23 protein-coding genes are annotated in these 25,831 nt (G+C 72.4%); 11 read left to right on the top strand and 12 right to left on the bottom strand.

The window, feature by feature from the left end; translation table 11 throughout:
- Positions 1-74 precede the first annotated feature (74 nt).
- On the bottom strand, positions 75-914 hold the full coding sequence (locus tag ABEE00_RS22730) for a Fic family protein (RefSeq protein WP_345747460.1): 840 nt from the start codon (positions 912-914) through the stop codon (positions 75-77).
- Positions 915-1,024: 110 nt separating this feature from the next.
- Here ABEE00_RS22730 and ABEE00_RS22725 point away from each other — a divergent pair, with 110 nt between their 5' ends.
- Positions 1,025-2,062 (top strand): ATP-binding protein, encoded by a 1,038-nt coding sequence (locus tag ABEE00_RS22725; RefSeq protein ID WP_345747459.1) that lies wholly within the window; start codon positions 1,025-1,027, stop codon positions 2,060-2,062.
- Here the strand turns inward: ABEE00_RS22725 and ABEE00_RS22720 are convergent.
- The gene (locus ABEE00_RS22720; protein ID WP_345747458.1) at positions 2,019-3,323 is read right to left on the bottom strand and encodes a polysaccharide deacetylase family protein; all 1,305 of its coding nucleotides are present in this window, start codon (positions 3,321-3,323) and stop codon (positions 2,019-2,021) included. The genes ABEE00_RS22725 and ABEE00_RS22720 overlap by 44 nt on opposite strands.
- 216 nt (positions 3,324-3,539) lie before the next feature.
- Here ABEE00_RS22720 and ABEE00_RS22715 point away from each other — a divergent pair, with 216 nt between their 5' ends.
- The 6 genes from ABEE00_RS22715 to ABEE00_RS22690 all read left to right on the top strand — a co-directional run bounded on the left by ABEE00_RS22715 (position 3,540) and on the right by ABEE00_RS22690 (position 11,802).
- Positions 3,540-6,152, top strand: coding sequence for a SulP family inorganic anion transporter (locus tag ABEE00_RS22715; RefSeq protein ID WP_451918643.1), 2,613 nt, complete (start codon positions 3,540-3,542; stop codon positions 6,150-6,152).
- 190 nt (positions 6,153-6,342) lie between these two features.
- Positions 6,343-8,310, top strand: coding sequence for an acetate--CoA ligase (acs, locus tag ABEE00_RS22710; protein ID WP_345747457.1), 1,968 nt, complete (start codon positions 6,343-6,345; stop codon positions 8,308-8,310).
- 214 nt (positions 8,311-8,524) lie between these two features.
- Complete coding sequence (gene nhaA / locus ABEE00_RS22705) at positions 8,525-9,952, top strand: Na+/H+ antiporter NhaA (protein WP_345747456.1); 1,428 nt, start codon at positions 8,525-8,527, stop codon at positions 9,950-9,952.
- Between the two features lie 70 nt (positions 9,953-10,022).
- On the top strand, positions 10,023-10,505 hold the full coding sequence (locus tag ABEE00_RS22700) for a phage holin family protein (RefSeq protein WP_345747455.1): 483 nt from the start codon (positions 10,023-10,025) through the stop codon (positions 10,503-10,505).
- Positions 10,502-11,434, top strand: coding sequence for an alpha/beta fold hydrolase (locus ABEE00_RS22695; protein ID WP_345747454.1), 933 nt, complete (start codon positions 10,502-10,504; stop codon positions 11,432-11,434). Before ABEE00_RS22700 ends, ABEE00_RS22695 begins: the two co-directional genes overlap by 4 nt.
- A 191-nt stretch (positions 11,435-11,625) precedes the next feature.
- Positions 11,626-11,802, top strand: coding sequence for a hypothetical protein (locus ABEE00_RS22690; protein WP_345747453.1), 177 nt, complete (start codon positions 11,626-11,628; stop codon positions 11,800-11,802).
- Positions 11,803-11,865: 63 nt separating this feature from the next.
- Here the strand turns inward: ABEE00_RS22690 and ABEE00_RS22685 are convergent, their stop codons facing one another.
- The 3 genes from ABEE00_RS22685 to nth are packed head-to-tail and all read right to left on the bottom strand — an operon-like array spanning position 11,866 to position 14,835.
- Entirely contained in the window at positions 11,866-13,065 is a 1,200-nt protein-coding gene (locus ABEE00_RS22685; protein ID WP_345747452.1) for a MarP family serine protease, read from the bottom strand.
- 13 nt (positions 13,066-13,078) lie between these two features.
- A complete protein-coding gene (locus ABEE00_RS22680; RefSeq protein WP_345747451.1) occupies positions 13,079-13,804 on the bottom strand; it encodes an NUDIX hydrolase in 726 nt (241 codons plus the stop codon).
- A complete protein-coding gene (gene nth / locus ABEE00_RS22675; RefSeq protein WP_345747450.1) occupies positions 13,801-14,835 on the bottom strand; it encodes an endonuclease III in 1,035 nt (344 codons plus the stop codon). Before nth ends, ABEE00_RS22680 begins: the two co-directional genes overlap by 4 nt.
- 313 nt (positions 14,836-15,148) lie before the next feature.
- Between nth and ABEE00_RS22670 the strand changes: the two genes are divergently transcribed.
- Positions 15,149-15,823, top strand: a complete 675-nt coding sequence (locus ABEE00_RS22670; protein WP_345747449.1) for a Crp/Fnr family transcriptional regulator — start codon at positions 15,149-15,151, stop codon at positions 15,821-15,823.
- A gap of 118 nt (positions 15,824-15,941) precedes the next feature.
- Here ABEE00_RS22670 and ABEE00_RS22665 read toward each other — a convergent pair whose 3' ends face one another.
- The 5 genes from ABEE00_RS22665 to ABEE00_RS22645 all read right to left on the bottom strand — a co-directional run bounded on the left by ABEE00_RS22665 (position 15,942) and on the right by ABEE00_RS22645 (position 19,650).
- Positions 15,942-17,033, bottom strand: a complete 1,092-nt coding sequence (locus ABEE00_RS22665) for an agmatine deiminase family protein (RefSeq protein ID WP_345747448.1) — start codon at positions 17,031-17,033, stop codon at positions 15,942-15,944.
- 44 nt (positions 17,034-17,077) lie between these two features.
- The gene (locus tag ABEE00_RS22660) at positions 17,078-17,908 is read right to left on the bottom strand and encodes an MBL fold metallo-hydrolase (RefSeq protein WP_345747447.1); all 831 of its coding nucleotides are present in this window, start codon (positions 17,906-17,908) and stop codon (positions 17,078-17,080) included.
- A complete protein-coding gene (locus ABEE00_RS22655) occupies positions 17,905-18,930 on the bottom strand; it encodes an NUDIX hydrolase (protein WP_345747446.1) in 1,026 nt (341 codons plus the stop codon). The genes ABEE00_RS22660 and ABEE00_RS22655 overlap by 4 nt, the downstream gene beginning before the upstream one ends.
- Before the next feature lie 88 nt (positions 18,931-19,018).
- The gene (locus tag ABEE00_RS22650; RefSeq protein WP_345747445.1) at positions 19,019-19,495 is read right to left on the bottom strand and encodes a RidA family protein; all 477 of its coding nucleotides are present in this window, start codon (positions 19,493-19,495) and stop codon (positions 19,019-19,021) included.
- On the bottom strand, positions 19,492-19,650 hold the full coding sequence (locus ABEE00_RS22645; protein ID WP_181768530.1) for a Sp36 family protein: 159 nt from the start codon (positions 19,648-19,650) through the stop codon (positions 19,492-19,494). Before ABEE00_RS22645 ends, ABEE00_RS22650 begins: the two co-directional genes overlap by 4 nt.
- Before the next feature lie 44 nt (positions 19,651-19,694).
- Here ABEE00_RS22645 and bagA point away from each other — a divergent pair, with 44 nt between their 5' ends.
- Positions 19,695-20,684: an ATPase BagA gene (gene bagA, locus ABEE00_RS22640; protein WP_345747444.1), complete on the top strand. Its 990-nt coding sequence runs from the start codon at positions 19,695-19,697 to the stop codon at positions 20,682-20,684.
- Complete coding sequence (gene bagB, locus ABEE00_RS22635; RefSeq protein WP_345747443.1) at positions 20,681-22,123, top strand: ATPase BagB; 1,443 nt, start codon at positions 20,681-20,683, stop codon at positions 22,121-22,123. Before bagA ends, bagB begins: the two co-directional genes overlap by 4 nt.
- A 144-nt stretch (positions 22,124-22,267) precedes the next feature.
- On the opposite strand, the gene ABEE00_RS22630 is transcribed toward bagB, so the two are convergent.
- Positions 22,268-22,615, bottom strand: a complete 348-nt coding sequence (locus tag ABEE00_RS22630; protein ID WP_345747442.1) for a WhiB family transcriptional regulator — start codon at positions 22,613-22,615, stop codon at positions 22,268-22,270.
- Between the two features lie 414 nt (positions 22,616-23,029).
- Here ABEE00_RS22630 and ABEE00_RS22625 point away from each other — a divergent pair, with 414 nt between their 5' ends.
- A complete protein-coding gene (locus ABEE00_RS22625) occupies positions 23,030-25,252 on the top strand; it encodes a transglycosylase domain-containing protein (RefSeq protein ID WP_345747441.1) in 2,223 nt (740 codons plus the stop codon).
- Between the two features lie 98 nt (positions 25,253-25,350).
- Here ABEE00_RS22625 and ABEE00_RS22620 read toward each other — a convergent pair whose 3' ends face one another.
- Complete coding sequence (locus tag ABEE00_RS22620) at positions 25,351-25,815, bottom strand: GatB/YqeY domain-containing protein (RefSeq protein ID WP_345747440.1); 465 nt, start codon at positions 25,813-25,815, stop codon at positions 25,351-25,353.
- Positions 25,816-25,831 lie beyond the last annotated feature (16 nt).

Genomic DNA, 25,831 nt, shown 5'->3' with positions numbered 1-25,831 from the left:
CCGCAATTCGTATGCGAGACGGGTGCGTTCAGTACCAGGAGTCAGGCAACACCCGGACCCGGACCACCCGGCCCTCAGGCCGCGCCGCGCTGCATGGCCTCGCAGACCGCGGTGCTCTCCCGTACGCCCAGCTCGACGGAGCGGCCGCAGAAGGCGATCCACTCGGCCATGCCCTCGGGGGTGCCGGACGCGTAGCCGCCGAGGGCGCTCTCGTACGCCTCACGGCCCTGTTCCGCGTGGCCGACCTCGGCCGGGCAGATCGACTTCGGGTCGAGGCCGCTGGCGACCAGGACGACCCGCTCGGCGGCGCGCGCCACCAGGCCGTTGTACGAGCCGAAGGGGCGCAGCGTGCGCAGCTCCCCGTGCACCACGGCCGCCTGCACCAGTGCGGGAGCCGCCGTACCCGTGGTCACGATGCCGGCCAGCGCGTCCAGCCGGGCCGACACCTCGTCGGCGCTGGGCAGCTCGGGGAGCCCGGCGGTCTCCTTGCCGGGCACCGCGTCGGCGACCGGCTCGCCGGCCAGCCGGGGGCGGCCGACCCGCTGCTCGTCCGCGTCGCCGCTGGCCGCGACCAGGTGCAGCCTGGCCAGCACGCGCAGCGGCGACTGCCGCCAGACGTCCAGGAGCTGGCCGGCCTCGGCGGTCAGCCGCAGCGCCGCGCCGACCGTGCGCGGCTCGCCGGCCGCGCCGAAGTCGCTGCGCCTGCGCACCTCTTCGAGCGCCCAGTCGGCGCCGTCCAGCGCGGCCGAACCGCGCGCCCCGCGCAGCGCCGCCTCGGCGGTGACCTCGGCGCTGCGGCGGCGCATCACGCGATGGCCGTAGACCCGGTCGACGGCGGTGCGTACGGAGGCGACGGCGTCGGCGACGCCGGGCAGCGCGCCCAGCGGCGCCAGGGGGTCAGCGGTGCTCGTCATGGGTCCGACCCTACGACCCGGTACGCGGGAGGTCGCCGCGCCCCACGTTCGGGTGGCCCGTACCCCGGGGGAGGGCGGGGCGGGTGTGACGGAGGACTACGCTCTTGTTCATGAAAATCGCTTTCGTTGGCAAGGGCGGCAGCGGGAAGACGACGCTGTCGGGACTGTTCGTCCGCGGTCTGGCGGCGCGGGGCGCGCCGGTGGTCGCCGTGGACGCGGACATCAACCAGCACCTGGGCACCGCGCTCGGCCTGGACGAGGAGGCGGCGGCCGCGCTCCCCGCGCTCGGGGCTCGGCTGCCGCTGATCAAGGACTATCTGCGCGGCAGCAACCCGCGGATCGCCTCGGCCGAGTCGATGATCAAGACGACCCCGCCCGGCGAGGGCTCCCGGCTGCTGCGGATCACCGAGGACAACCCGGTGTACGACGCGTGTGCCACGACCGTGCCGCTGGAGGGCGGCGACGTACGGCTGCTGGCGACGGGCCCGTTCACCGAGTCCGACCTGGGCGTCGCCTGCTACCACTCCAAGACCGGTGCGGTGGAGCTGTGCCTCAACCACCTGGTGGACGGGCGCGGGGAGTTCATGGTCGTCGACATGACGGCGGGCAGCGACTCGTTCGCCTCCGGGATGTTCACCCGCTTCGACATGACGTTCCTGGTGGCCGAGCCGACCAGGAAGGGCGTCTCGGTGTACCGGCAGTACAAGGAGTACGCCCGCGACTTCGACGTACCCCTCTGCGTCGTCGGGAACAAGGTGCAGGGACCCGACGACGTCGAGTTCCTGCGCGAGGAGGTCGGAGAGGACCTGCTCACGACCGTGGGGCACTCGGACTGGGTGCGGGCCATGGAGAAGGGGCGGCCGCGGCCGTTCGGCGCGCTGGAGGAGGAGGTGCGCGGCGCGCTGGACACCCTGCGGGAGACGGCGGACGCGGCGTACGAGCGCAGGGACTGGGAGCGCTACACGCGCCAGATGGTGCACTTCCACCTGCGCAACGCGGAGAGCTGGGCCAACGAGCGGACCGGGGTCGACCTGGCGGCGCAGGTCGACCCCTCCTTCGTGCTGCGCGAGGACGCGGAGACCGGTGCGCGCGAGGGTGCCGGGGTCAGCGGGAGCGCGCCGCGGTCTGCTTCTCCGCAGCCGGCCTGACCTGGCCGAAGGAGGACCAGCCGCCCTTCGGGCGCTCGCCGACGTCGAGTTTTCGCAGCTCGGCGAGCGTCTTCGGGTCCTGCGCGTCCAGCCAGTCGACGAGCTGGCGGAAGGACACGCAGCGCACCTCGTCGCGGCGGCAGGTCTTCTTCATGACCTCCTCGACGGCGTCCATGTAGACGCCGCCGTTCCAGTCCTCGAAGTGGTTGCCGACGACCATCGGCGCGCGATTGCCCTTGTACGCGCGCTCGAAGCCGGCGAGCAGGCCGTCCCGCATCTGCTTCTTGTACGCGGGATGCCGGGACTCGGGTCCGTCGGTGGTCACGGACTGGTTGGCCAGGAAGTTGTAGTCCATCGACAGCGTCTCGTACGAGCTGCCCGGCATCGGGACCTGCTGGAGCGACAGGTCCCACAGGCCCTGTTTCTTGCCGGGCCAGACCTGCTTGCCGTTGCCGCTGGAGTCGTAGCGGAAGCCCTCGGCGCGCCCGGCGCGCAGCAGGTTCTCCTGGCCCTCCAGGCAGGGCGCGCGGCCCCCGACGAGTTCGCGGCCGTAGTCGAAGGGCAGCGGGGGCACCGCCTTCCAGCCGGTGTTGGTGCGCCAGCCGCTGACGAACGAGCGGGCCTGGCGGATCTCGCTCCGCCACTGCCCGACCGACCAGTCGCCGACCCCGCCAGGCCCGCAGAAGTGGCCGTTGAAGTGGGTGCCGATCTCGCTGCCGTCGAGCCAGGCGCCGCGCACCTGGCGCAGCGTGGACCGTACGTTCCGGTCCTTGAGGTAGCCGATGTCCGAGGCGCCCGGCGGGTGGCCGGGCGGGCTGTAGCGCTTGGCCCTGCCCTCGGGCAGCAGGTAGATACCGCTGAGGAAGTACGTCTGCGTGGCGCCGTACTTGCGGCCCGCCTCGCGGAAGCGGGAGAACAGCTTCTTGCTGTCCTCGCCCGCGCCGTCCCAGGAGAAGACGACGAACTGCGGGGGCCGTTCGCCGGGGCGCAGCCTGTGCGGGGTGGGCTGGTTGGGCTGGCTGCCGGTGAGTGCGGTCGAGCCGTCGCCGATCGGCCGCGCGGGGCTGCGCTGCTGGTGGGTGCGCGCCTCGCTCTGCTTGTTCTGCTTGTCCGTACGGTCGTCGCCGCTGCCGGTCACGCCGTCGGCGCAGCCGCTGAGGACCACGAGCCCGGCCAGGGCGGCGGCCGTGGCCGTGACCGTCGTCCCGAGGCGTCCGGGTCCGCGGCGTCTCGGCCTGTGGTGTCTCACCGGTCCAGTCATGTGAGTCAAGCTCACATGGCGGGGCAAAGGGGGCATTTGGTGTGGGTGACCCGGATGACGGCCTCAGGGTTCGTTCACCCCATGGACGGAATGAACCCCTATTCGCAGCTCCTGCGCTTCTTCGGCGCTTTACACGCCATTACGATTCGTTTACCGACGCTTGAACACGGCCAGCAGCCAGACGGTGACGCACCGTGCCGCCGCGAAGGAGACACGATGTCCGCCTGTGCCCCCGCAACCACCGACCAGCAGACCTCCGCCCACCGCACCGCCACACGCACCGCCGCCCGCCCCGGCGCTCCCCGTCCCGACGGCCGCAGGCCCCCGCGGGGGCGGGAGGGACGGGAGGGGCTGATGCGGGATCTGTCCGCCTCCGTCACCGTCTTCCTGATCGCGATCCCGCTCTCCCTCGGCCTGGCCATCGCGGTCGGCGCACCGCTCCAGGCCGGGCTGGTCGGCGCGGCGGTCGGCGGCATCGTCGCGGGCCTCATCGGCGGATCACCGCTTCAGGTCAGCGGCCCCTCGGCGGGGCTGACCGTGGTCACGGCCGGGCTGATCGAGACCTATGGCTGGCCCACCACCTGCGCCATCACCGTGCTGGCCGGTCTGCTCCAACTCGCCCTGGGCGCGCTGCGCTGGGCCCGCACGGCGCTGGCCGTCAGCCCGGCGATCGTGCACGGGACCCTGGCCGGGATCGGGATCACCATCGCGCTGGCCCAACTCCACGTGGTGCTGGGCGGTCAGCCCGAGGGCGACGCGGTCACCAACCTCCTCGCCCTGCCGGGCCAGTTGGCCGACCCGCACTTCGCCGCCGGCGGCGTGGGAGTGCTCACCGTCGGGGTGCTGCTGCTGTGGCCGCGGCTGCCGGGGCGGCTGGGGAGACGCGCGGCGCGGGTGCCCGCGGCGCTGGTCGCCGTGGTGTGCGCGACGGGGGTGGCCGCCGTGGCGATGCCGGAGGTGCGCCGGGTGCACCTGCCGTCCTGGGGCAGCCATGTGCTGCCCGGGCTGCCGGAGGGGCCGGTGTCCGGGCTGGCCGCCGGGGTGCTCACGGTGACGCTGGTCGCGGGCCTGGAGTCGCTGCTGGCCGCCGTCGCGGTGGACAAGCTCGCCGCCGAGAGGCCGGGCCCGCCCGCTCCCCGCACCGATCTGGACAAGGAGCTGCGCGGTCAGGGCATCGCCAACGCGGTGTCGGGGGCGCTGGGCGGGCTCCCGTTGTCCGGCGGCGCGGTGCGGGGCTCGGCCAATGTGCGCGCGGGAGCGCGGAGCAGGGCGGCGACCGTGCTGCACGGGGTGTGGGTGGTGCTCGCGGCGCTGTTCCTGGCCGGGGCCCTGGAGCGGATCCCGCTCGCGGCGCTGGGGGCGCTGGTGATGGTGGTCGGCATCCAGATGGTGAGCTTCGCGCACATCAGGAACGTCCACCGCAACAGGGAGTTCCCGGTCTACGCGGTCACCGTCGGCGCCGTGGTGCTGGCCGGCGTGCTGGAGGGAGTGCTCCTCGGGGGCGCGGTCGCGGTGGCCACCGCGCTGCACCGGCTGGCCCGCACCCGCATCACCCACGGGGAGCCGGGCTGCGGCGCGGAGGGCACGGGGCGGGACGAGGGGGCGGCACACGGAGTGGAGCACCGGCTGTGTGTGCGCGGCCAGTTGACGTTTCTCGCGGTGCCGCGGCTGAGCCGCGCACTCGCACAGGTACCGGAAGGGGCACGGGCTGTGGTCGAGCTGGACGGTTCGTTCATGGATCACGCGGCGTACGAGACGCTGCAGGAGTGGCGGGACACGCACACGGCGAAGGGCGGCGAGGTCGAGATCACCGACCGCGGGGGCCGGCCGGTCGCCGAGCCCTCCGCCTCGCACCGCTGCACGCCCTGGCTGCCCTGGCGCAACCACCAGTGCACGAGACCGCACGCCGCCGATGCGTCACCGCACACCGCTGATCCATCGGAAGCGAAGAGCGCGGCCGACGCCCACGGGACCGCGGGCACGGGCGCGGGCCAGGGCGCATGCACCGGCACCTACACCGGAGCAGCCGGCACCGGTGCGGTCACCGGCACGGGCGCGGCCGCCACCGCGTCCGCCGCCGCGCCCACCACCGCTCCCCGCCGCGGCCAACTCCTCGGCGGCGTACGCAACTTCCAGCGGATCACGGCGCCGCTGGTGCGGGACGAGCTGGCGCGGCTGGCGGCCGAGGGGCAGCAGCCCTCCCAGCTCTTCCTCACCTGCGCGGACTCCCGGCTGGTCACGAGCATGATCACGTCCAGCGGCCCGGGCGACCTGTTCACCGTGCGGAACGTCGGCAATCTGGTGCCGCTGCCCGGCGAGGAGTCGGGGGACGAGTCGGTCGCCGCGGCCATCGAGTACGCCGTGGACGTGCTGCGGGTCGGTTCCGTCACGGTGTGCGGGCACTCGGGGTGCGGCGCGATGCAGGCGCTGCACAGCACCGCTTCGGCGGACGAGCCGGGCAACCGGGGAGAGGAGCCCGAGGAAGGGGACTCGCCGCTGCGCCGCTGGCTGCGGCACGGGCGCCCGAGCCTGGAGCGGCTGGGGCGGCAGGGGCACGGGCACCCGGGGTTCGCCGACCGCGATGTGGCGGACCCTCTGGAGGCCCTGTGCCTGAGCAACGTCCTCCAGCAGCTGGAGCATCTGGGGCTGCACGACTGCGTGGCGCGGCGGCTGCGGGACGGTTCGCTTGAGCTGCACGGGATGTACTTCGATGTGGCCAGGGCTCAGGCATATGTGCTGGACCTGCCGGGGCACGGCGGGGCGCCGGAGGGCCCCGACGGGCGGCCGCTGTTCGTTCCGGTGCACCCCGACGTACGGGCTCCCGTATGACACGGGAGGCCGCGCCGTACGGGAGCCCGCGCGGCGCGGAAGTCCGCGTGACGTGGGAGGCCCGCACAACTGCCGCACGTACCATAGGTTTTGGTCTACACCACTCGCGCCGAGAACCCTTGTCATGGAGGTACGCCTGCTGATGAGCTAAGGCCGGGAACAACTGACAACCCTGGGAATGGGAGATGTCGTGAGCAACGAAAGCCTGGCCAACCTGCTTCATGAAGAGCGGAGGTTCGCGCCCCCCGCCGAGCTGGCGGAGAACGCCAATGTGACGGCGGAGGCGTACGAGCAGGCGAAGGCGGACCGGCTGGGCTTCTGGGCCGAGCAGGCACGCCGGCTGAGCTGGGGCACCGAGCCCACCGAGACCCTCGACTGGTCGAATCCGCCGTTCGCGAAATGGTTCAAGGACGGCAAGCTCAACGTCGCGTACAACTGCGTCGACCGGCACGTCGAGGCCGGAAACGGCGACCGGGTGGCCATCAACTTCGAGGGCGAGCCCGGGGATTCGCGTGTCCTCACGTACGCCGACCTCCAGCGCGAGGTCTCCAAGGCCGCCAACGCCCTGACCGAGCTGGGCGTGCAGAAGGGCGACCGGGTCGCGGTCTACATGCCGATGATCCCCGAGACGGTGATCACGATGCTGGCCTGCGCCCGCGTCGGCGCACCGCACTCGGTCGTGTTCGGCGGCTTCTCCGCCGACGCGCTGGCCACCCGCATCCAGGACGCCGACGCGCGCGTCGTGGTCACCTCCGACGGCGGTTACCGCAAGGGCGCGGCCAGTTCGCTGAAGCCCGCCGTGGACGAGGCGCTGACCAAGCCCGGCACCGAGAACGTGCGGAACGTCCTGGTCGTCAAGCGCACCGGACAGCAGGACATCGAGTGGAACGACGAGCGCGACCTGTGGTGGCACGACGTCGTGGACCGGCAGAGCGAGCAGCACACGCCGGAGATGTTCGACGCCGAGCACCCGCTGTTCATCCTCTACACCTCGGGCACCACGGGTAAGCCGAAGGGCATCCTGCACACCACCGGTGGCTATCTGACCCAGGTCGCCTACACCCACCACGCGGTGTTCGACCTCAAGCCGGAGACCGACGTCTTCTGGTGCACCGCCGACGTGGGCTGGGTGACCGGCCACTCCTACATCGTGTACGGACCGCTGGCGAACGGCGCCACCGAGGTGCTGTACGAGGGCACGCCCGACTCCCCGCACAAGGGCCGCTGGTGGGAGATCGTGCAGAAGTACGGCGTCACCATCCTCTACACCGCGCCCACCGGAATCCGCGCCTGCATGAAGTGGGGCGACGACATCCCGGCGAAGTTCGACCTGTCCTCGCTGCGGATCCTCGGCTCGGTCGGCGAGCCCATCAACCCCGAGGCCTGGGTCTGGTATCGCCACCACATCGGCGGCGACCGCACCCCCGTGGTGGACACCTGGTGGCAGACCGAGACCGGCGGCATCATGATCAGCCCGCTGCCCGGCGTCACCGAGGCCAAGCCGGGCTCCGCGCAGACCCCGCTGCCCGGCATCTCGGCGACGGTCGTGGACGACGAGGCCAACGAGGTGCCCGACGGCGGTGGCGGCTACCTCGTGCTCACCGAGCCCTGGCCGTCCATGCTCCGCACCATCTGGGGCGATGACCAGCGCTTCCTCGACACGTACTGGTCGCGCTTCGAGAACAGGTACTTCGCGGGCGACGGCGCCAAGAAGGACGAGGACGGCGACATCTGGCTGCTCGGCCGCGTCGACGACGTGATGCTGGTCTCCGGCCACAACATCGCCACCACCGAGGTCGAGTCCGCGCTGGTCTCGCACCCGAAGGTCGCCGAGGCGGCGGTCGTCGGCGCCACCGACCCGCAGACGACCCAGTCGATCGTGGCCTTCGTGATCCTCCGCGGCACCGCGGACGCGGAAGACGAGGGCCTGGTCGAGGAGCTGCGCTCGCACGTGGCCAAGCAGCTCGGCCCGATCGCCAAGCCCAAGCGCATCCTGCCGGTCGCCGAGCTGCCCAAGACCCGCTCCGGCAAGATCATGCGACGGCTCCTCCGGGACGTCGCGGAGAACCGCTCGCTGGGCGACGTCAGCACCCTCACCGACTCCTCGGTGATGAACCTCATCCAGGAGAAGCTGCCCGCGGCCCCCAGCGAGGACTGACCCGGCGCGGCAGCGCGCGTCGGCGCGCGCAGAGGGCTCCGAAGGGGGCGTCCCGGTTCGACCGGGGCGCCCCCTTCACTCGTGTTGGTTAGGGTGTGGGGGTGTCGCGTAAAGAACGCGACAGGAAAATCAGGGTGTGCCGGGAAGTCTGGTCGGCGTTCGTGTACGACGTGCACCCGCTCCCGGCGGGCGCGCACTGCCGCCAGGAGGCCCCGTGACCCCGCCGCCCCACCCCACGTCCGAAGCGTCGAGCCGCCGCCGCTCCGTCTTCCTCGGCAGGCTGCCGCTGGGCGAGCGCCGCTTCCTCGCCGACGCGCTGCGCACCGAGACGGTCGGCGGCATGCTGCTGCTGGCGGCGGCCGTGGCCGCGCTGGTGCTGGCAAACACCCCGCTGAGCGGCTTCTACGACGGCGTACGGGACTTCAGCATCGGGCCCGAGGCGCTGCACCTGAACCTCACCGTCGCCGAGTGGGCCAAGGACGGCCTGCTCACGGTCTTCTTCTTCGTCGCGGGCATCGAGCTCAAGCGCGAGCTGGTCGCCGGCGAGCTGCGCGATCCGCGGGCCGCCGCGCTGCCGATCGTCTCCGCCATCTGCGGGATGGCGATTCCCGCGCTGGTGTACGCCGGCTTCGCGGTCTCCGGCGGCGGCGACCTCAAGGGCTGGGCTATCCCGATGGCCACCGACATCGCCTTCGCGCTCGGCGTGCTCGCGGTGCTCGGCACCGGGCTGCCCTCCTCGCTGCGCGCCTTCCTGCTCACCCTCGCGGTGGTGGACGACCTCGGCGCGATCGTGATCATCGCGGTCTTCTACACCTCGGCGATCAGCTTCGGCGCGCTGCTGGGCGCGGTGGCCGGGCTCGCGGCCTTCTGGTTCCTGCACCACAAGGGCGTACGCGGCTGGTACGTGTACGTGCCGCTGGCCGCGGTGATCTGGGCGCTGATGCACGCCAGCGGGGTGCACGCCACCGTGGCTGGCGTCGCGATGGGACTGATGTTGCGCTGCACCGTCCGGGAGAAGGACGGCGAGACGGTCTCCCCCGCCGAGCACATCGAGCACCTCGTACGGCCGCTCTCGGCGGGGCTCGCGGTGCCGCTGTTCGCGCTGTTCGCGGCGGGTGTCTCGGTGTCGGGCGGCGCGCTGACCGACGTCTTCACCCGGCCCGAGACGCTGGGCATCGTGTGCGGGCTGCTGCTCGGCAAGACCATCGGGATCTTCGGCGGCGCCTGGCTCACGGCGCGCTTCACCAAGGCCGAGCTGAACAAGGACCTGGCCTGGGCCGACGTCTTCGCCATCGCCTCGCTGGCGGGCATCGGCTTCACCGTCTCGCTGCTGATCAGCGAGCTGGCCTTCGGCGGCTCCGGGCTCACCGAGGAGGCCAAGGCGGCGGTCCTGATCGGCTCGCTGCTGGCGGCCGCGGTGTCGGCCGTCGTACTGAAGCTGCGTGCCAAGAAGTACCGGACGCTGGTCGACGAGGAGGAGCGCGACGAGGACGGCGACGGCATCCCGGACGTGTACGAGCAGCACCGTCCCGAGTACCACCTGCGGATGGCGGAGATCCTCGAGGCCAGGGCGGCGGAACACCGCAGACTTGCCGAAGTGGCCACCGGCCGACACGTGACGGACGATGATCCGGCATGCTGAGGTGTCCCAGGGTTACGACTCCGTACGCACAGGGACCGTGACGAGCCGTCAAGAGAAGAGGGAGAAACCGATGAGCGCAGCCGACGACGGCCGCAGCCTCGGCCAGCTGGTCGCGGCGGCCACGGCCGAGATGTCCGCGCTGGTGCACGACGAGATCGCGCTGGCCAAGGCCGAGATCCGGCAGGACGTGAAGCGGGGGGTCTTCGGCAGCGGCGCGGCGATCGTCGCGGGCGTCCTGCTGCTCTTCTCCCTGCCAGTGCTGAGCTTCGCCGCGGCGTACGGCATCCACAACCTGGGGCTCGGGCTCGCCTGGTCGTTCCTGATCGTGGGCGGCGCGTTCATCCTGCTGGCGCTGATCCTGGTGCTGCTGGCGGTGCGCAAGTTCAAGAAGATCCAGCCGCCGCGCAAGTCGATCGCCTCGGCGAAGGAGACCGCGGCCGTGCTCCAGCGCGCGAAGCCGCACCCGCGCGCCGCGGGCGACGGCGAGGCCGCCAAGTCCACCGACCTGGACACCGCTTCCTCCGGCGCACATGTGACACGCTCGACGGTATGACCCTCCCCGAGAACTCCGCGACAGTCGTCCGCCCCGAAGGCCCCTGGACGCACCGCGAAGTCGCCGCGAACGGCGCGCGGTTCCATATCGCGGAGATGGGGGACGGACCGCTGGTGATGCTGCTGCACGGCTTCCCCCAGTTCTGGTGGACGTGGCGGCACCAGCTCCCGGCGCTCGCCGAGGCGGGGTATCGCGCGGTCGCCATGGACCTGCGCGGGGTGGGCGGCAGCGACCGCACCCCGCGCGGCTACGACCCGGCCAACCTCGCGCTGGACGTGACCGGCGTGATCCGCTCCCTCGGCGAGCCCGACGCGGCGCTGGTCGGCCACGACCTGGGCGGATATCTCGCGTGGACGGCCGCGGTGATGCGGCCCAAGCTGATCCGCAGGCTCGCGGTGTCCTCGATGCCGCACCCCCGGCGCTGGCGTGCGGCGATGCTCGCCGACCCGCGCCAGACCAGGGCCTCCTCGTACATCTGGGGATTCCAGCGCCCGTGGGTGCCGGAGCGTCAACTGGTGGCCGACGACGGCGCCTTGGCCGGGCGCCTGATCCGCGAGTGGGCCGGCCCGGGCGGCGAACCGCTCTCCGACGACGCCGTGCGCCTCTACCAGCGCGCGATCTGCATCCCCTCCACCGCGCACTGCTCGATCGAGCCCTACCGGTGGATGGTGCGCTCCATGGCGCGCCCCGACGGCATCCAGTTCAACCGGCGCATGAAGCTGCCCGTGCGCGTGCCGACCCTGCATCTGCACGGCTCGCTCGACCCGGTGCTGCGCACCAGGAGCGCCGCCGGCTCCGGGGAGTACGTCGAAGCGCCCTACCGCTGGCGGCTGTTCGACGGGCTCGGGCACTGGCCCCACGAGGAGGACCCGGAGGCCTTCGGCGCCGAGCTGATCAGCTGGCTCAAGGACCCGGAACCCGACCGCTGACCGCCCGCCGGACGCCCCGCCGAACGACTCGCTGACCGCCCGTTGACCGGGCACGGTACGGGGTAGGAGCCAGGGCACGTACGGGGCACGGAAATCCGTAGTACGCACGTCCGTAACGTGCCCCGCGCATACGCCGATTGAGGCCCCCGCGCCGCGGTTATCGACCTTGGGGCACGGGCACAGTCCGCTGTATGGGCTGGACGCACGACGACCGTGACCTGGCACGCGACCGCGGAACGCGAAGGGACCGCGTGCCCGCGCAGCGCACCGCAGGCAATCATCAACCGCAGGCCGAACCGGGCATCCCGCGCCTCCTGCGGCGCAGGGCCCGGTGGTTCGGCGCGCGGATCAGGCACACCCGCGGCTGATCCGCGCCGCACGCCCCCTCCGCCCCGCGGAGCGCACCCCGTTCACCGCGGAGCGCACCCCGTTCACATCGCGCAGCTCTGGCTGTCGACCCGCTGCTCGGCGGCCTGCCCGCGCGCGATGTCCTCGCGCACCTCGTCGGCGGTGAGCGCGTAGCCGGTGTTCGCGTCGTCCAGCGACTTGGCGAAGATCACCCCGTACACGCGCCCGTCGGGGGTGAGCAGCGGTCCGCCGGAGTTGCCCTGGCGGATGGTCGTGTAGAGCGAGTAGACGTCGCGCTTCACGCTGCCGCGGTGGTAGATGTCCGGGCCGTTCGCCTGCACACGGCCGCGCACGCGGGCGGCCCGCACGTCGTACGAGCCGTTCTCCGGGAACCCGGCCACGATCGCGTCGTCGCCGCTCCCGGCGTCGGCCCCGGTGAAGTGCAGCGCGGGCGCCGGCAGCTCCGGCACGTCCAGCACCGCGATGTCCCGGCGCCAGTCGTAGAGCACCACCTTCGCGGCGTACCTCCTGCCCTGGCCGCCGACCTGCACGGTGGGCTCCTTCACGCCGCCGACGACGTGCGCGTTCGTCATGATCCGCTCGTGCCCGAAGACGAAGCCGGTGCCCTCCAGGACCTTGCCGCAGCTGGGCGCGTTGCCCAGCACCTTGACGATGCTCTGCTGCGCGCGGGCCGCGACCGGGTCGGAGGCGAGCCGCTTGTCCGGCGGGCGGACGTTGGTGATCGGCTCGTTGGAGAAGGGGGAGAACGCCTGCGGGAGGCCGTTCTGCGCGAGGACGTTGGAGAAGTCCGCGAACAGGTTGTCCGCCTGCGTGGGCATGATCCGCGAGACGCCGGTGAGCACCCGGGAGCCGCGCACCTCCTTGCCCACGGTGGGCAGCGAGGTGCCGGCCAGCGCCGCGCCGATGAGCCAGGCGACCAGGAGCATGGCGAGGACGTTGACCAGCGCGCCGCCGGTCGCGTCCAGCGCGCGGGCCGGGGACCAGGTGATGAACTGCCGCAGCTTGTTGCCCAGATGGGTGGTGAACGCCTGGCCCACCGAGGCGCAGACGATCACGATCACCACGGCGGCGATGACGCCGAACGTGCCGGGCGGCGCGTCGTCCGTGAGCTCGCCCCACAGCATCGGCAGCCCGAGCAGGGCCACGAGCCCGCCGCCCAGGAACCCGATCACGGAGAGGACGCCGACCACGAAGCCCTGGCGGTAGCCGACCACCGCGAACCAGATGGCGGCGAGCAGCAGCAGTATGTCCAGCACGTTCACGCCAGTCACCGTCTCATGCGTGCCAGTCGAGGGGGACGTGCCTTTCGCGATCCCAGGGGCGCTCCCAGCCGGCGTGGTGCAGTATCCGGTCGATCACTCCCGCGGTGAATCCCCAGACGAGCGCGCCGCCGACCAGGAAAGCGGGCCCGGTGTGCCCCGAGGGGTGCCGTGCCATGGCGCGATGGGCCGGATCGGTGAGCTCGGCGACCGGCACCGCGAACACCCGCGCGGTCTCCGCCGGATCGACGGGGGCGACCGGCGAGGGGCTGCGCCACCAGCCCAGAACGGGGGTGACCACGAAGCCGCTGACCGGGATGTAGAGCGCCGGGAGCGTGGCGAAGAGCTGCACGCCCGAGGGGTCGAGCCCGGTCTCCTCCTCGGCCTCGCGCAGCGCGGCTCGCAGCGGTCCGTCACCCTGCGGGTCGCCGTCCTCGGGGTCGAGGGCGCCGCCGGGGAAGGAGGGCTGGCCCGCGTGCGAGCGCAGGCTGGAGGCGCGCTGGATCAGCAGCAGTTCGGGCCCGTGCGCGCCCTCGCCGAAGAGGACCAGCACAGCGGAGGGCCGGCCCGCGCCGTCCTCGGGCGGCAGGAAGCGGCTGAGCTGGCGCGGCTCCACGCCGCGTGCCATCCGCGCCACGGGGTCCAGCCACGCGGGCAGCCCGCGGTCGCTGACCTCGACGGGGCCGTCGGAACCGGCCGCGGCGCTCCCGTGGGCCGCCGAGGTGGGACGGGCACGGCTCATGAGGCGGCCCCGTTGCCGCCCAGCGGGGGCGCGGGCTTGCCGGGGAAGTCGGCCGGGGGCTTGAGCCGCTGCCCTGGCTGGCCGCCCATCTCGTACTTGAGCAGCTTCTTCGCCTTCTCGGGGTCGGTCTCGCCCTCGCCGTACGCCGGGCAGCTCTCGGCGATCGGGCAGGCGCCGCAGGCGGGCTTGCGGGAGTGGCAGACCCGCCGGCCGTGGAAGATCGTGCGGTGCGAGAACATCGTCCACTCGCTCTTCGGCAGCAGCTCCCCGATCTCCGCCTCGACCTTGTCGGGGTCGGTCTGCTCGGTGAGCTTCCAGCGGCGTACGAGGCGGCCGAAGTGGGTGTCCACGGTCAGCCCCGGGACGCCGAAGGCGTTGCCCAGCACCACGAACGCGGTCTTCCTGCCGACGCCGGGGAGCTTCACCAACTCCTCGACCGTGCCGGGCACTTCGCCGCCGAAGTCGTCGCGCAGGCCCTTGGAGAGCCCGAGCAGCGACTTCGCCTTGGAGCGGAAGAAGCCGGTGGGCCTGATCAGCTCCTCGAGACGCTCCGGCTCGGCTGCCGCCATGTCCTCCGGGGTCGGGTACGCGGCGAAGAGCGCGGGCGTCGTCTGGTTGACCCGCAGGTCGGTGGTCTGCGCGGAGAGGACCGTGGCGACGAGCAGCTCGAAGGGGTTCTCGAAGTCGAGCTCCGGGTGCGCGTAGTAGTAGACCTCGGCGAGCTCGCGGTTGATGCGGCGGGCGCGGCGGGTGCGCGTGAGCTGCGACTCCTGTGTTTTCGCGCCTGTGGGCACGCTGGTCTTCTTGGCGGCGGACTTCTTCGCAGCGCTCTTCTTGGCGGCGCCGCTGCCGCCTGCGGCGGTCTTCTTCGCCGCGCCACTGCCTGCGGCGCTCTTCTTGGCCGCGGCCTTCTTGGCGGCCGCGCCCGTGGTCCCGGTGGCCTTCTTGGCTGCGGACTTCTTCGCCGTCGTCTTCTTCGCGGCCGGCTTTCTCGTTGCGCCACCCGAGGCAGCGGACTCCGCCGATGCCACTTTTGCTTCACTTATGCGTTTTGCGGGCCCGCGTTCGCCCACAGCGGAATCTCCCGTCTCCGTCACCCGCGCGGCCCCTTTCTCCCTGCGCTCACCGGGGTACTGAACACTCGGCAAGACTACGGGGGAGCACCGACATTCGCCCCGTACGAAGGCCGACGGCGGCCCGATCGGCCCCCTGCCTTAGGGTGTCCGTGCCGTGTGCGTCAAACTTGTGACTGATCGCACTGTTTTACCGTCCGGCATCATGGGAGCGAAGGTGCTTCCCCACCGGGAGGCCCACCCCATGGGCAGGTCGACAAGGAGAGAACTCGTGGACGACGTTCTGCGGCGCGCCCCGCTCTTCGCGGCGCTCGATGAGGAGCAGGCCGCTGAGCTGCGTGCCTCCATGACGGAGACGACGCTCGCCCGCGGCGAGACCCTGTTCCACGAGGGCGAGCCGGGCGACCGGCTGTACGTGGTGACCGAGGGCAAGGTGAAGCTGCACCGCACCTCCCCTGACGGCCGGGAGAACATGCTCGCGGTGCTCGGCCCCGGCGAACTGATCGGTGAACTGTCGCTGTTCGACCCGGGCCCGCGCACGGCCACGGGCTCGGCCCTGACCGAGGTGAAGCTGCTCGGTCTCGGCCACGGCGACCTCCAGCCCTGGCTGAACGCCCGCCCCGAGGTGGCCTCCGCGCTGCTGCGGGCCATCGCGCGGCGGCTGCGGCGTACCAACGACTCGATGTCCGACCTCGTCTTCTCCGACGTGCCGGGCCGGGTGGCCAAGCAGCTGCTCGACCTCTCGCGGCGCTTCGGCGTGCAGTCCGAGGAGGGCATCCACGTGGTGCACGACCTCACGCAGGAGGAGCTGGCGCAGCTCGTCGGCGCCTCCCGCGAGACGGTCAACAAGGCGCTCGCCGACTTCGCGGGCCGCGGCTGGCTGCGCCTGGAGGCGCGGGCCGTGATCCTGCTCGACATCGAGCGGCTGGCCAAGCGCTCGCGCTGAGCCGAGGCCAAGCGCTCGCGCTGAGCCGAGCGACGCACACGGCACACACGGCGCGCACAGCACGACACCGGGAGAGGGGCGCCCACACGGGCGCCCCTCTCCCGTTCGTACGCCCCTCTCAGCCCTCCGGCTGCCGGGCCTCCGGCTGCTGCTGGGTCGCGCAGTGGATGCCGCCGCCCCCTGAGGCCACGGTGTCGACCGTCACCGCCCGGATCTCCCTCCCGGGGTGGAGGTCCCCGAGCAGCGAGGCGGCGCGCTCGTCGGCGCGGCGGTCGCCGAAGCGGGGCAGCAGCACGGCGCCGTTGGCCACGTAATAGTTGACGTACGAGCCGAGGAAGTCGGGCCCGCGGTCGCCGGTCCCGCGCGGGTCGGCCTCGGGGAGCTCGACGAGCTCCAGGCGGCGCCCCCGCGCGTCGGTGGCCTCCCGCAGGGCCGCGCGCGCCTGCTCGTAGACCCGTTCCCAGACGTCGCCGCCCCGCGCGGGGCGGCTGAGCAGGACGACGCCGGGGGCGGCGAAGCGGGCCAGGGCGTCCACGTGGCAGTCGGTGATGTCCTCGCCGCGTACGCCGCGAAGCCAGACGACCGTGTCGGCGCCGAAGGCGTCCTTGAGCTCGCGCTCGACATCGCCCCTGGTCATGCCGGGGTTCCGGGCGGGGTCCAGCAGCGAGCTCTCGGTCGCGAGCAGCGTGCCCTCGCCGTCCGTCTCCAGCGAGCCGCCCTCCGCCGTGAGGCCGGGCCGCACCCGGGGCACCCCGGCGCGCTCCAGCACCCGGCGGGCCACCCGCCGGTCCCGGCGATGGCGCTGGCTGCCGCCCCAGCCGTTGAAGCCGAGGTCAATGCCGTACAGCGCGCCCTGCCCCGCGGAGCCGCCCGCAACGGCCGGACCGCCCCCGGCGACGAACACCGGCCCCGTATCCCGCACCCACAGATCGTCCACCGGCACCGGCCACACCTCGGCCGCCCCGCCGCAGCCGCGCCGGGCCGCCCGGACCTCCCCTGGACGCGCCAGCACCACAACGGGCTCGTACTCGGCGATCGCCCTGGCCAGCGCGCCGATGTCGTGCTGGGCGCCGCGCGCGTACCGGCCCCATACGGACCACCGGGGCGGCCACGCCAGGAACGTACGGGCGTGCGGCTGCCACCCGGCGGGGAGCCGGGGGCGCGCGGGCCCGCCCTCCCCGCCGCCGTCGCGCGCCGAGACGTCCCTCATGCCGACCCCTCACAGGACCACGGACGGGCCCGGTGCGGCCGTCCTCAGATCAGGCCATGTTCCCGCAGGTAGTCGAGCTGGGCGCGGACGGAGAGCGAGGCGGCCGGCCACAGGCTGCGGTCCACGTCCGCGTACACGTGCGCCACGACCTCGTCCACGGTGCGGTGGCCGTTCTCCACGGCGGTCTCGACCTGGGCGAGCCGGTTCGCGCGGTGCGCGAGGTAGAAGTCGACGGCGCCCTGCGCGTCATCGAGTACGGGACCGTGCCCGGGCAGCACGGTGTGCACCCCGTCGTCCACGGTCAGCGAGCGCAGCCGGCGCAGCGAGTCCAGGTAGTCGCCGAGCCGCCCGTCGGGGTGCGCGACCACCGTCGTCCCGCGCCCCAGCACGGTGTCGCCGGTCAGCACCGCGCGGTCGGCCGGCACGTGGAAGGAGAGCGAGTCGGCGGTATGTCCCGGTGTGGGCACCACGGGGAGTTCGAGTCCGTCCATGGCGACCACGTCGCCCGCCTCCAGCCCCTCGTCGCCGAGCCGCAACTCCGGGTCCAGCGCGCGCACGTGAGTGCCCGTCAGCTCGGCGAAACGGGCCGCTCCCTCGGCGTGGTCGGGGTGCCCGTGGGTGAGCAGGGTGAGCCCGACACGCCTGCCGTCCCGCTCCACGGCGTCGATGACCGCGCGCAGATGGGACTCGTCCAGCGGCCCCGGGTCGATGACCACGGCGCGCGACGCGTCCGGTTCGGCGACGATCCAGGTGTTGGTGCCGTCCAGGGTCATGGCGGAGGGGTTCGGCGCGAGGACGCAGCGGGCCCGCTCCGTACCGGTGCCGGAGATCGTGCCGCCGCGCGGCTGGCCCGGCAGAAGGGCGGCGTCGGTCATGATGCGGACTCGCTCCCGTCGATGGACTGCTCCTGCGCGGCCTTCTCCGGCCGCTCGCGCGCAACGCCCGCGGCCTGCCCGCCCGCGTCCTCCTCGGGACGCTCGCGGGCGATCTTCTTGGTGAACTCCTCGTGCCCCGGCCAGCTCAGCACGATCTCCTCCCCCTCCATGCGCGCCTTGGCCAGCACCGGGGTCAGATCCCGCTCCCCCGCCGCCTCCAGTGCCTCGGCGACCGACTCGTACGGGGCGATGTCCCGCAGCGTCGCGATGGTCGGCGGCATCATGAGCAGCTCGCCGCGGTCGTATCCTGCGGCCGCCTCGGCCGGGCGTATCCACACGGTGCGGTCGGCCTCGGTCGACGCGTTCCTGGTGCGCTGGCCCTCGGGCAGCGCGGCCACGAAGAACCACGTGTCGAAGCGCCGCTTCTCGAACTCCGGGGTGATCCAGCGCGCCCACGCGCCGAGCAGGTCGCTGCGCAGGACGAGGCCGCGGCGGGCCAGCAGTTCGGCGAAGGACAGCTCGCGGTCGACCAGCGCCGCGCGCTCCGCCTCCCACTCCTCGCCCGTCGTGTCGGCCACCACGGTGTGCGGGTCGGGCCCGGCGAGGAGCACCCCGGCCTCCTCGAAGGTCTCGCGCACGGCGGCGCACACGATGGCCTGCGCGGTGCCCTCGTCGGTGCCGAAGCGCGCGGCCCAGTCGGCGCGCGAGGGGCCGGCCCAGCCGATCTCCCGCTGGTGCGCGGGGTTTTCATCGCGCGGGTCGACGGAGCCGCCCGGATACGCGTACGCGCCCCCGGCGAAGGCCATGGAGGCGCGTCTGCGCAGCATGTGGACGGCGGGCCCGGCGTCCGTGCCGCGGAGCAGCAGCACCGTCGCGGCCCGCCGCGGGGTCACAGGAGTGAGCTCGCCCGCGGCGAGCGCGCGGATGCGCTCGGGCCATTCCGAGGGGTACCACTGGCCGTCGCCGTGCGGTCGCCCCTGCGTGCCGTTGGTCGATGAGGACGAGGAGGCCGAGGAGGACATGGGCGGATGCTACGGGCACACGCCCTGATGTTCGAGGGTGCCGCCGGAGCGGGCCCCCGCACGGACCCCGCACGGCCCCCGTACAGGATCAGTCCGCCAGCTCGACCTGGATCTCGACCTCGACCGGAGAGTCCATCGGCAGGACCGCGACGCCCACCGCGCTGCGCGCGTGCACACCGGCCTCGCCGAGCACCTCGCCGAGGAGCTCGCTGGCGCCGTTGATCACGCCCGGCTGGGCCGTGAAGTCGGGGGCGGAGGCGACGAATCCGGTCACCTTCACCACCCGTACGACCCGGTCCAGGTCACCGGCGACGGACTTGACCGCAGCCAGCGCGTTGAGCGCGCAGCGGCCCGCCAGCTCCTTGGCCTGCTCGGGGGTGACCCCGTCGCCGACCTTGCCGGTCACCGGCAGCTTGCCGTCCACCAGCGGGAGCTGGCCCGCCGTGTAGACGTAACTGCCGCTGCGCAGCGCCGGTACGTACGCACCGGCGGGGGTGGCCACCTCGGGGAGCTCCAGACCGAGCTCGGCGAGCTTCGCAGCGACCCGGCCGCCGGTGCCGGTCACTGCTTCTCCCGCTTGAGGTAGGCCACGAGCTGCTCGGAGTTGTTCGGCCCCGGGACGACCTGGACGAGCTCCCAGCCGTCCTCGCCCCAGGTGTCCAGGATCTGCTTGGTCGCGTGTACCAGGAGCGGCACGGTCGCGTATTCCCACTTCGTCATGGTGCCGAGCGTAGCCCGTCGCCGCGGTGGTTAGGCTCCGGGGCGTGAGCAGGCTGCATGTTGTCACGGGCAAGGGCGGCACCGGGAAGACGACGGTCGCCGCCGCACTCGCACTCGCGCTCGCCGGGGAGGGGATGCGCACGCTGCTCGTCGAGGTCGAGGGCAGGCAGGGGATCGCCCAGCTCTTCGAGACCGAGGCGCTGCCGTACGAGGAGCGCAAGATCGCGGTCTCGCACGGCGGAGGGGAGGTGTACGCGCTCGCCATCGACCCCGAGCGCGCGCTGCTCGACTACCTCCAGATGTTCTACAAACTGGGCGGCGCCGGGCGCGCGTTGAAGAAGCTCGGCGCCATCGACTTCGCCACCACCATCGCGCCGGGCCTCCGCGACGTCCTGCTGACCGGCAAGGCGTGCGAGGCGGTGCGCCGCCGCGACGGCCGCGACCGCCCGGTGTACGACGCCGTGGTCATGGACGCGCCGCCCACGGGCCGCATCACCAAGTTCCTCGGCGTGAACGAGGAGGTCGCCGGGCTGGCCAAGGTCGGCCCCGTGCACAACCAGGCGCAGGCCGTCATGCGGGTGCTCAAGTCGCCCGAGACCGCCGTGCACCTGGTCACGCTCCTGGAGGAGATGCCGGTGCAGGAGACCCTGGACGGGGTGGCCGAACTCCGCGCCGCCGGGCTCCCCGTGGGCTCGGCGCTGGTCAACATGGTGCGCCCGCACGTACTCGACGAGGAGCAGCTCAAGGCCGCCGAGCAGCGCCCGCACGAGCTGTCGGCCGCGCTGGCCGAGGCCGGCCTGGGCCGCGACGGACGCCTCATACCCCCGCTCCTGGAGCAGGCGCGGGAGCACGCCGAGAGGGTCGGCCTGGAGCGCGAGCAGCGCGCCGAACTCGCCGGCCTCGGCATCCCCGTACGCGAGCTGCCGCTGCTCGGCGAGGGAGTCGAACTCGCGGGGCTGTACGAGCTGTCCGCGGTGCTCCGGGAGCAGTGGGACGGCGCGGGCGACCGCGATCCGCAGAAGGAGGCGTCATGACGCTCGGCCCGGACACCCGTCTCGCCGTGGACCCGCTCCTCGACGACGTGCAGACCCGGATCGTGGTGTGCTGCGGCTCCGGCGGCGTGGGCAAGACGACGACGGCCGCCGCGCTGGGGCTGCGCGCCGCCGAGCGCGGGCGCCGCGCGGTGGTGCTCACCATCGACCCGGCCAGGCGGCTCGCCCAGTCCATGGGCCTCACCGAGCTGGACAACACCCCGCGCAAGGTGCCGGGCGCCGACACCTCGTCCGGCGGCGAACTGCACGCCATGATGCTGGACATGAAGCGCACCTTCGACGAGATCGTCGAGGCGCACGCCGACCCGGAGCGCGCCCGGGCCATCCTGGACAACCCCTTCTACCAGTCGCTCTCCGCGGGCTTCGCCGGCACGCAGGAGTACATGGCGATGGAGAAGCTGGGCCAGCTCCGGTCCCGCGACGAGTGGGACCTGATCATCGTGGACACCCCGCCGTCCCGCTCGGCGCTGGACTTCCTGGACGCGCCCAAGCGCCTGGGGTCCTTCCTGGACGGCAAGTTCATCCGGCTGCTGATGGCCCCGGCCAAGGTCGGCGGCAGGGCCGGCATGAAGTTCGTGAACCTCGGCATGTCCGGGCTCTCGCTCTTCACCGGCGCGCTCAACAAGCTGCTCGGCGCGGGCCTGTTGAAGGACGTGCAGACCTTCGTGGCCGCCATGGACACCATGTTCGGCGGCTTCCGCACGCGGGCCGACGCCACCTACCGGCTGCTCCAGGCGCCCGGCACCGCGTTCCTGGTGGTCGCGGCGCCTGAACGGGACGCGCTGCGCGAGGCCGCCTACTTCGTCGAGCGGCTGGCGGCCGAGCACATGCCGCTCGCGGGCCTGGTGCTCAACCGCGTACACGCCTCGGAAGCCGACAGGGTCAGCGCCGAGCGCGCCCTGTCCGCCGCGGAAAATCTCGAAGAGAACTCCGGCACCGGCATTGTCGATCTCGGGGACGGGAAGAGTGAGGACCGCGACGGGTACGACGACCCGCCGGCCTCTCCCGAGGGCGCATCCCCCCGCCCGGCCGGCACCCGGAGCGAGAACGGCACCGAGCACGGCAGCGAGAAGAACGGCGCGGCCACCGAGAACAGCGCATCCACAACAGGCACATCGACAGGCACGCCCGCGGACACACAGGCGCCGCCCGACGGTGAGGCACGGCTGCTCGCCGCGGGTCTGCTGCGCCTGCACGCCGAGCGCATGCGGCTGGTGACCCGCGAGCGCCGCACCCTGGACCGCTTCACCTCGCTGCACCCGGAGGTGCCGCTGGTCGAGGTGACGGCCCTGGCCGGTGACGTACACGACCTCGAAGGTCTGCGCGCCATCGGCGAGCGGCTGGCGCACGGGCCCTCGGCGCCGGAACGGTCGGCGCGGGAACGGGCGGAGGGCGGGGCGGCCCGCCCGCAGGCGGGCTGACGCCCCTCGCCGCTCCGGCACCGGTCCGAGACCGGTCACCGCCCGGCACCCGGCTTGCCGTACGGGGCACGCGCCGCGCTCCGGGCGCGCCCGTCCGGCGCACGCGCTCCCGTGGGCGCCCCGCAGGGCGCCGGACACGGGGCGCTAGCCGGCCCTGGCGTAGTCCTTCTCGTCGGCGCTCTCCTCGAGCTCCACGGGCAGCACTCCGCCCGTGTCGCGCTCATACTCCGAGCGCGCCGTCTCCAGCAGGTGGCGCCAGGAGGTGACGGTCGGCCTGCGGCGCAGCAGTGCCCTGCGCTCGCGCTCCGTCATTCCGCCCCACACGCCGAATTCCACGCGGTTGTCGAGGGCGTCCGCCAGGCACTCGGTGCGCACCGGACAGCCGGTGCACACTGCCTTGGCGCGATTCTGCGCCGCCCCTTGCACGAACAGTTCGTCCGGATCCGTAGTGCGGCACGCCGCGTGCGCACTCCAGTCGGTAACCCAGCTCATAGCCGGTGCCGTCCTCTCCCGAATCGAGGCTCCCCCACGGCGGCGAACGGCATATTCACCGTTGCCAGTTGAGGACGTTACGGAAGGCACGCAGGCCGCAACACCCCCCTCGGGCCCAATCTTGAATGGCCCGAACGGACTATGCGTACGCGGCAGATCACCCAACGGAGTGAGCGCCCGGCATGCAGGACGTATGTGGACCAACAGGGCAGATCAACCGGCACCATGAGGGGCAACTGCCCGATTTCTTCCGCTACTTCAACGCAAGACGGACAGTTCTCGACACTCACTTGAGTGACGCGGAGGGCGTGGGAGGCCGCGGGCGGTCATGACGGACGGGGGGTGGTGAATGGCCGACAGCCTAGGCGAACAGATGGTCTCCTGTCCGGGGAATCAGAACGTAGGCTTCACCCCATGGGTAAGAAGCGCTCGGGCGGAGGGCTCTCACGCCCGCAGCAGGCCGCCAGGTTCATCGGCGTCAGCGTGCTGGCCGGGGTGGTGATGGCCGGGGTCGCGCTGCCCGCCGTCGGCGGGGTCGGCCTCGCGGCGAAGGGCACGGTCGAGGGCTTCGACGAGATCCCCACCGACCTCAAGCACCCGCCGCTCAGCCAGCGGACCACCATCCTGGACGCGGACGGCGGCGAGATCGCCAAGGTCTATTCGCGCGACCGCACGGTGGTCGGCCTCGAGGACATGTCGCCGTATCTCAGCAAGGCCGTCGTGGCCATCGAGGACGCGCGGTTCTACAAGCACGGCGCCGTCGACATGAAGGGCGTGCTCCGCGCGCTCAACCGCAACGCCCAGGCCGGCGGCGTCTCCGAGGGCGCCTCCACGCTCACCCAGCAGTACGTGAAGAACGTCTTCGTGGAGGAGGCGGGCGACGACCCGAACAAGGTCGCGCAGGCCACCCAGCAGACCATCGGCCGCAAGATCAAAGAGCTGAAGTACGCGATACAGGTCGAGAAGAAGCTGAGCAAGCGCCAGATCCTGGAGAACTACCTCAACATCACGTTCTTCGGCCAGCAGGCGTACGGCGTGGAGGCCGCGGCCCAGCGGTATTTCTCCAAGCCCGCCAAGGACCTCACGCTCGACGAGTCGGCGATGCTCGCGGGCATCGTGCAGTCCCCGAGCAGGTATGACCCGGTCAATGACGAGCAGGAGGCCAAGAAGCGGCGGAACACCGTGCTCAGCCGCATGGCCGAGCTCAAGCAGGTGTCCCCGCAGGAGGCGGCCGAGGCCAAGCGGCAGCCCATCAAGCTCAACCTCAGCAAGCCGGAGAACGGCTGCATCACCGCCGAGCGCGGCGCCGGCTTCTTCTGCGACTACGTACGCCAAACGGTGCTGAACGACCGCGCGTTCGGCAAGACCCGGCAGGAGCGCTCGCGGCGCTGGGACCGCGGCGGGCTCACCATCCGCACCACGCTGGACCCGAAGGCCCAGGACTCGGTGCAGAACTCCCTCAAGCAGCACGTCTACGCCTCGGACAACGTGGCCTCGGCCGTCTCCATCGTGGAGCCCGGCACCGGCAGGATCCGCGGCATGGGCCAGTCCAGGCCGTACGGATTCGGCAAGAACGAGACCCAGCTCAACCTGTCGGTGGACGGGAACATGGGCGGCGGCGCCGGTTATCAGCCGGGCTCCACCTTCAAGCCGGTGATCGCGGCGGCCGCTCTGGACCAGGGCATGAGCCCGTACCAGCAGTATCCGTCGCCGTACAAGATGCAGTACCCGTCGCCGGTGCAGACCTGCAAGGGCCCGTGGAGCGGCAGCGCTCCGGTCGAGAACGAGAACCGCTCGGAGAAGGGTCCGTACCGGATGAAGGAGGCGACGGCGAAGTCCGTCAACACCTACTTCGTCTCGCTGATCGGCGACACCGGCGTCTGCCCGGTCACCACGATGGCCAAGAAGATGGGCATCGTGCGCGCCGACGGCAACCCCATGAGCCAGGTGCCCTCCATCAGCCTCGGCACCCAGGAGGTCTCCCCGCTGACCATGGCCGAGGGGTACGCCACCCTGGCCAACCGCGGTGTGCACTGCACCCCCGTCGCCATCGACTCGATCACCGACGCGCAGGGCAAGCGGCTGCCGGTGCCCCGGTCGAAGTGCCAGCGCGCGATGAAGGAGAAGACGGCTGACACGGTCAACTCCCTGCTCCGCGGCGTGGTCGAGGACGGCACGGGCAAGAAGGCCGGGCTGAGCGGCCGGGACAGCGCGGGCAAGACCGGTACGACGGACGAGCGGTACGCGGCCTGGTTCGTGGGCTACACCCCGAACATGTCCGGCGCCGTCTGGGTCGGCGACCCGGCGCACCGCACCAAGATGTCCAACGTCACCATCGGCGGCGTCCCGTACGACAAGGTCTTCGGCGGCGAGGTGCCCGGGCCGATCTGGCGGGACGCGATGACCGGGGCGCTCGCGGACAAGCCGGCGGCGCGGTTCCACACCGTGCCGATCAAGGACGACCCGAGCAAGAAGAAGAAGTCCGGAAAGAGCGGCGGCGGCCGCGGCGGGAGCAACGACAACAAGCCGCCGAAGCACGGCGGGGGCGACAGCCCGTGGCCGGACATAGAGCTTCCGCCCGGCCTCTTCGGCGGCGGGGGCAACGGAGGAGGCAACGGCGGGGGCCGCGGCCACTGACGGTCGAGCGGCATTCGCGTACGAGCGCGTACGAAGGGGCGCCCCCTCGCGAGGGGGCGCCCCTTCTTCTCGTCTTCTTCCGCGGCCTCCGCTGAGGCTCAGCCCGCCAGGCGCTTCTTGACCGCGGCGGCGACGCGGCCGCCCTCGGCGCGGCCCGCGATCTTCGGGTTCACCAGCTTCATCACGGCGCCCATGGCCTTCGGGCCCTCGGCGCCGTTCGCCCGCGCCTCCTCGACGGCCTCGGCGACCAGCGCGTCCAGCTCCTCGTCGGAGAGCTGCTGCGGCAGGTACTCCTCCAGCACCGCGCCCTCGGCACGCTCCTGCTCGGCCTGCTCGGCGCGCCCGCCGCCGGCGAAGGCCTCGGCCGACTCGCGCCGCTTCTTCGCCTCGCGCGCGATGACCTTCTGCACCTCGTCGTCGGAGAGCTCGCGCGCCGACTTCCCGGAGACCTCCTCGTTCGAGATCGCGGTGAGGGTCATCCGGAGGGTGGAGGAACGCAGCGTGTCGCGCTCCTTGATCGCTGCGGTGAGGTCGTCCTGCAGCCGGGACTTGAGCGTGGTCATGCCCACAATTCTGCCA

This window comes from Streptomyces odontomachicola (genome assembly GCF_039605595.1).
Taxonomy (GTDB): domain Bacteria; phylum Actinomycetota; class Actinomycetes; order Streptomycetales; family Streptomycetaceae; genus Streptomyces.
This window is presented reverse-complemented; position numbering and strand designations above follow the sequence as displayed.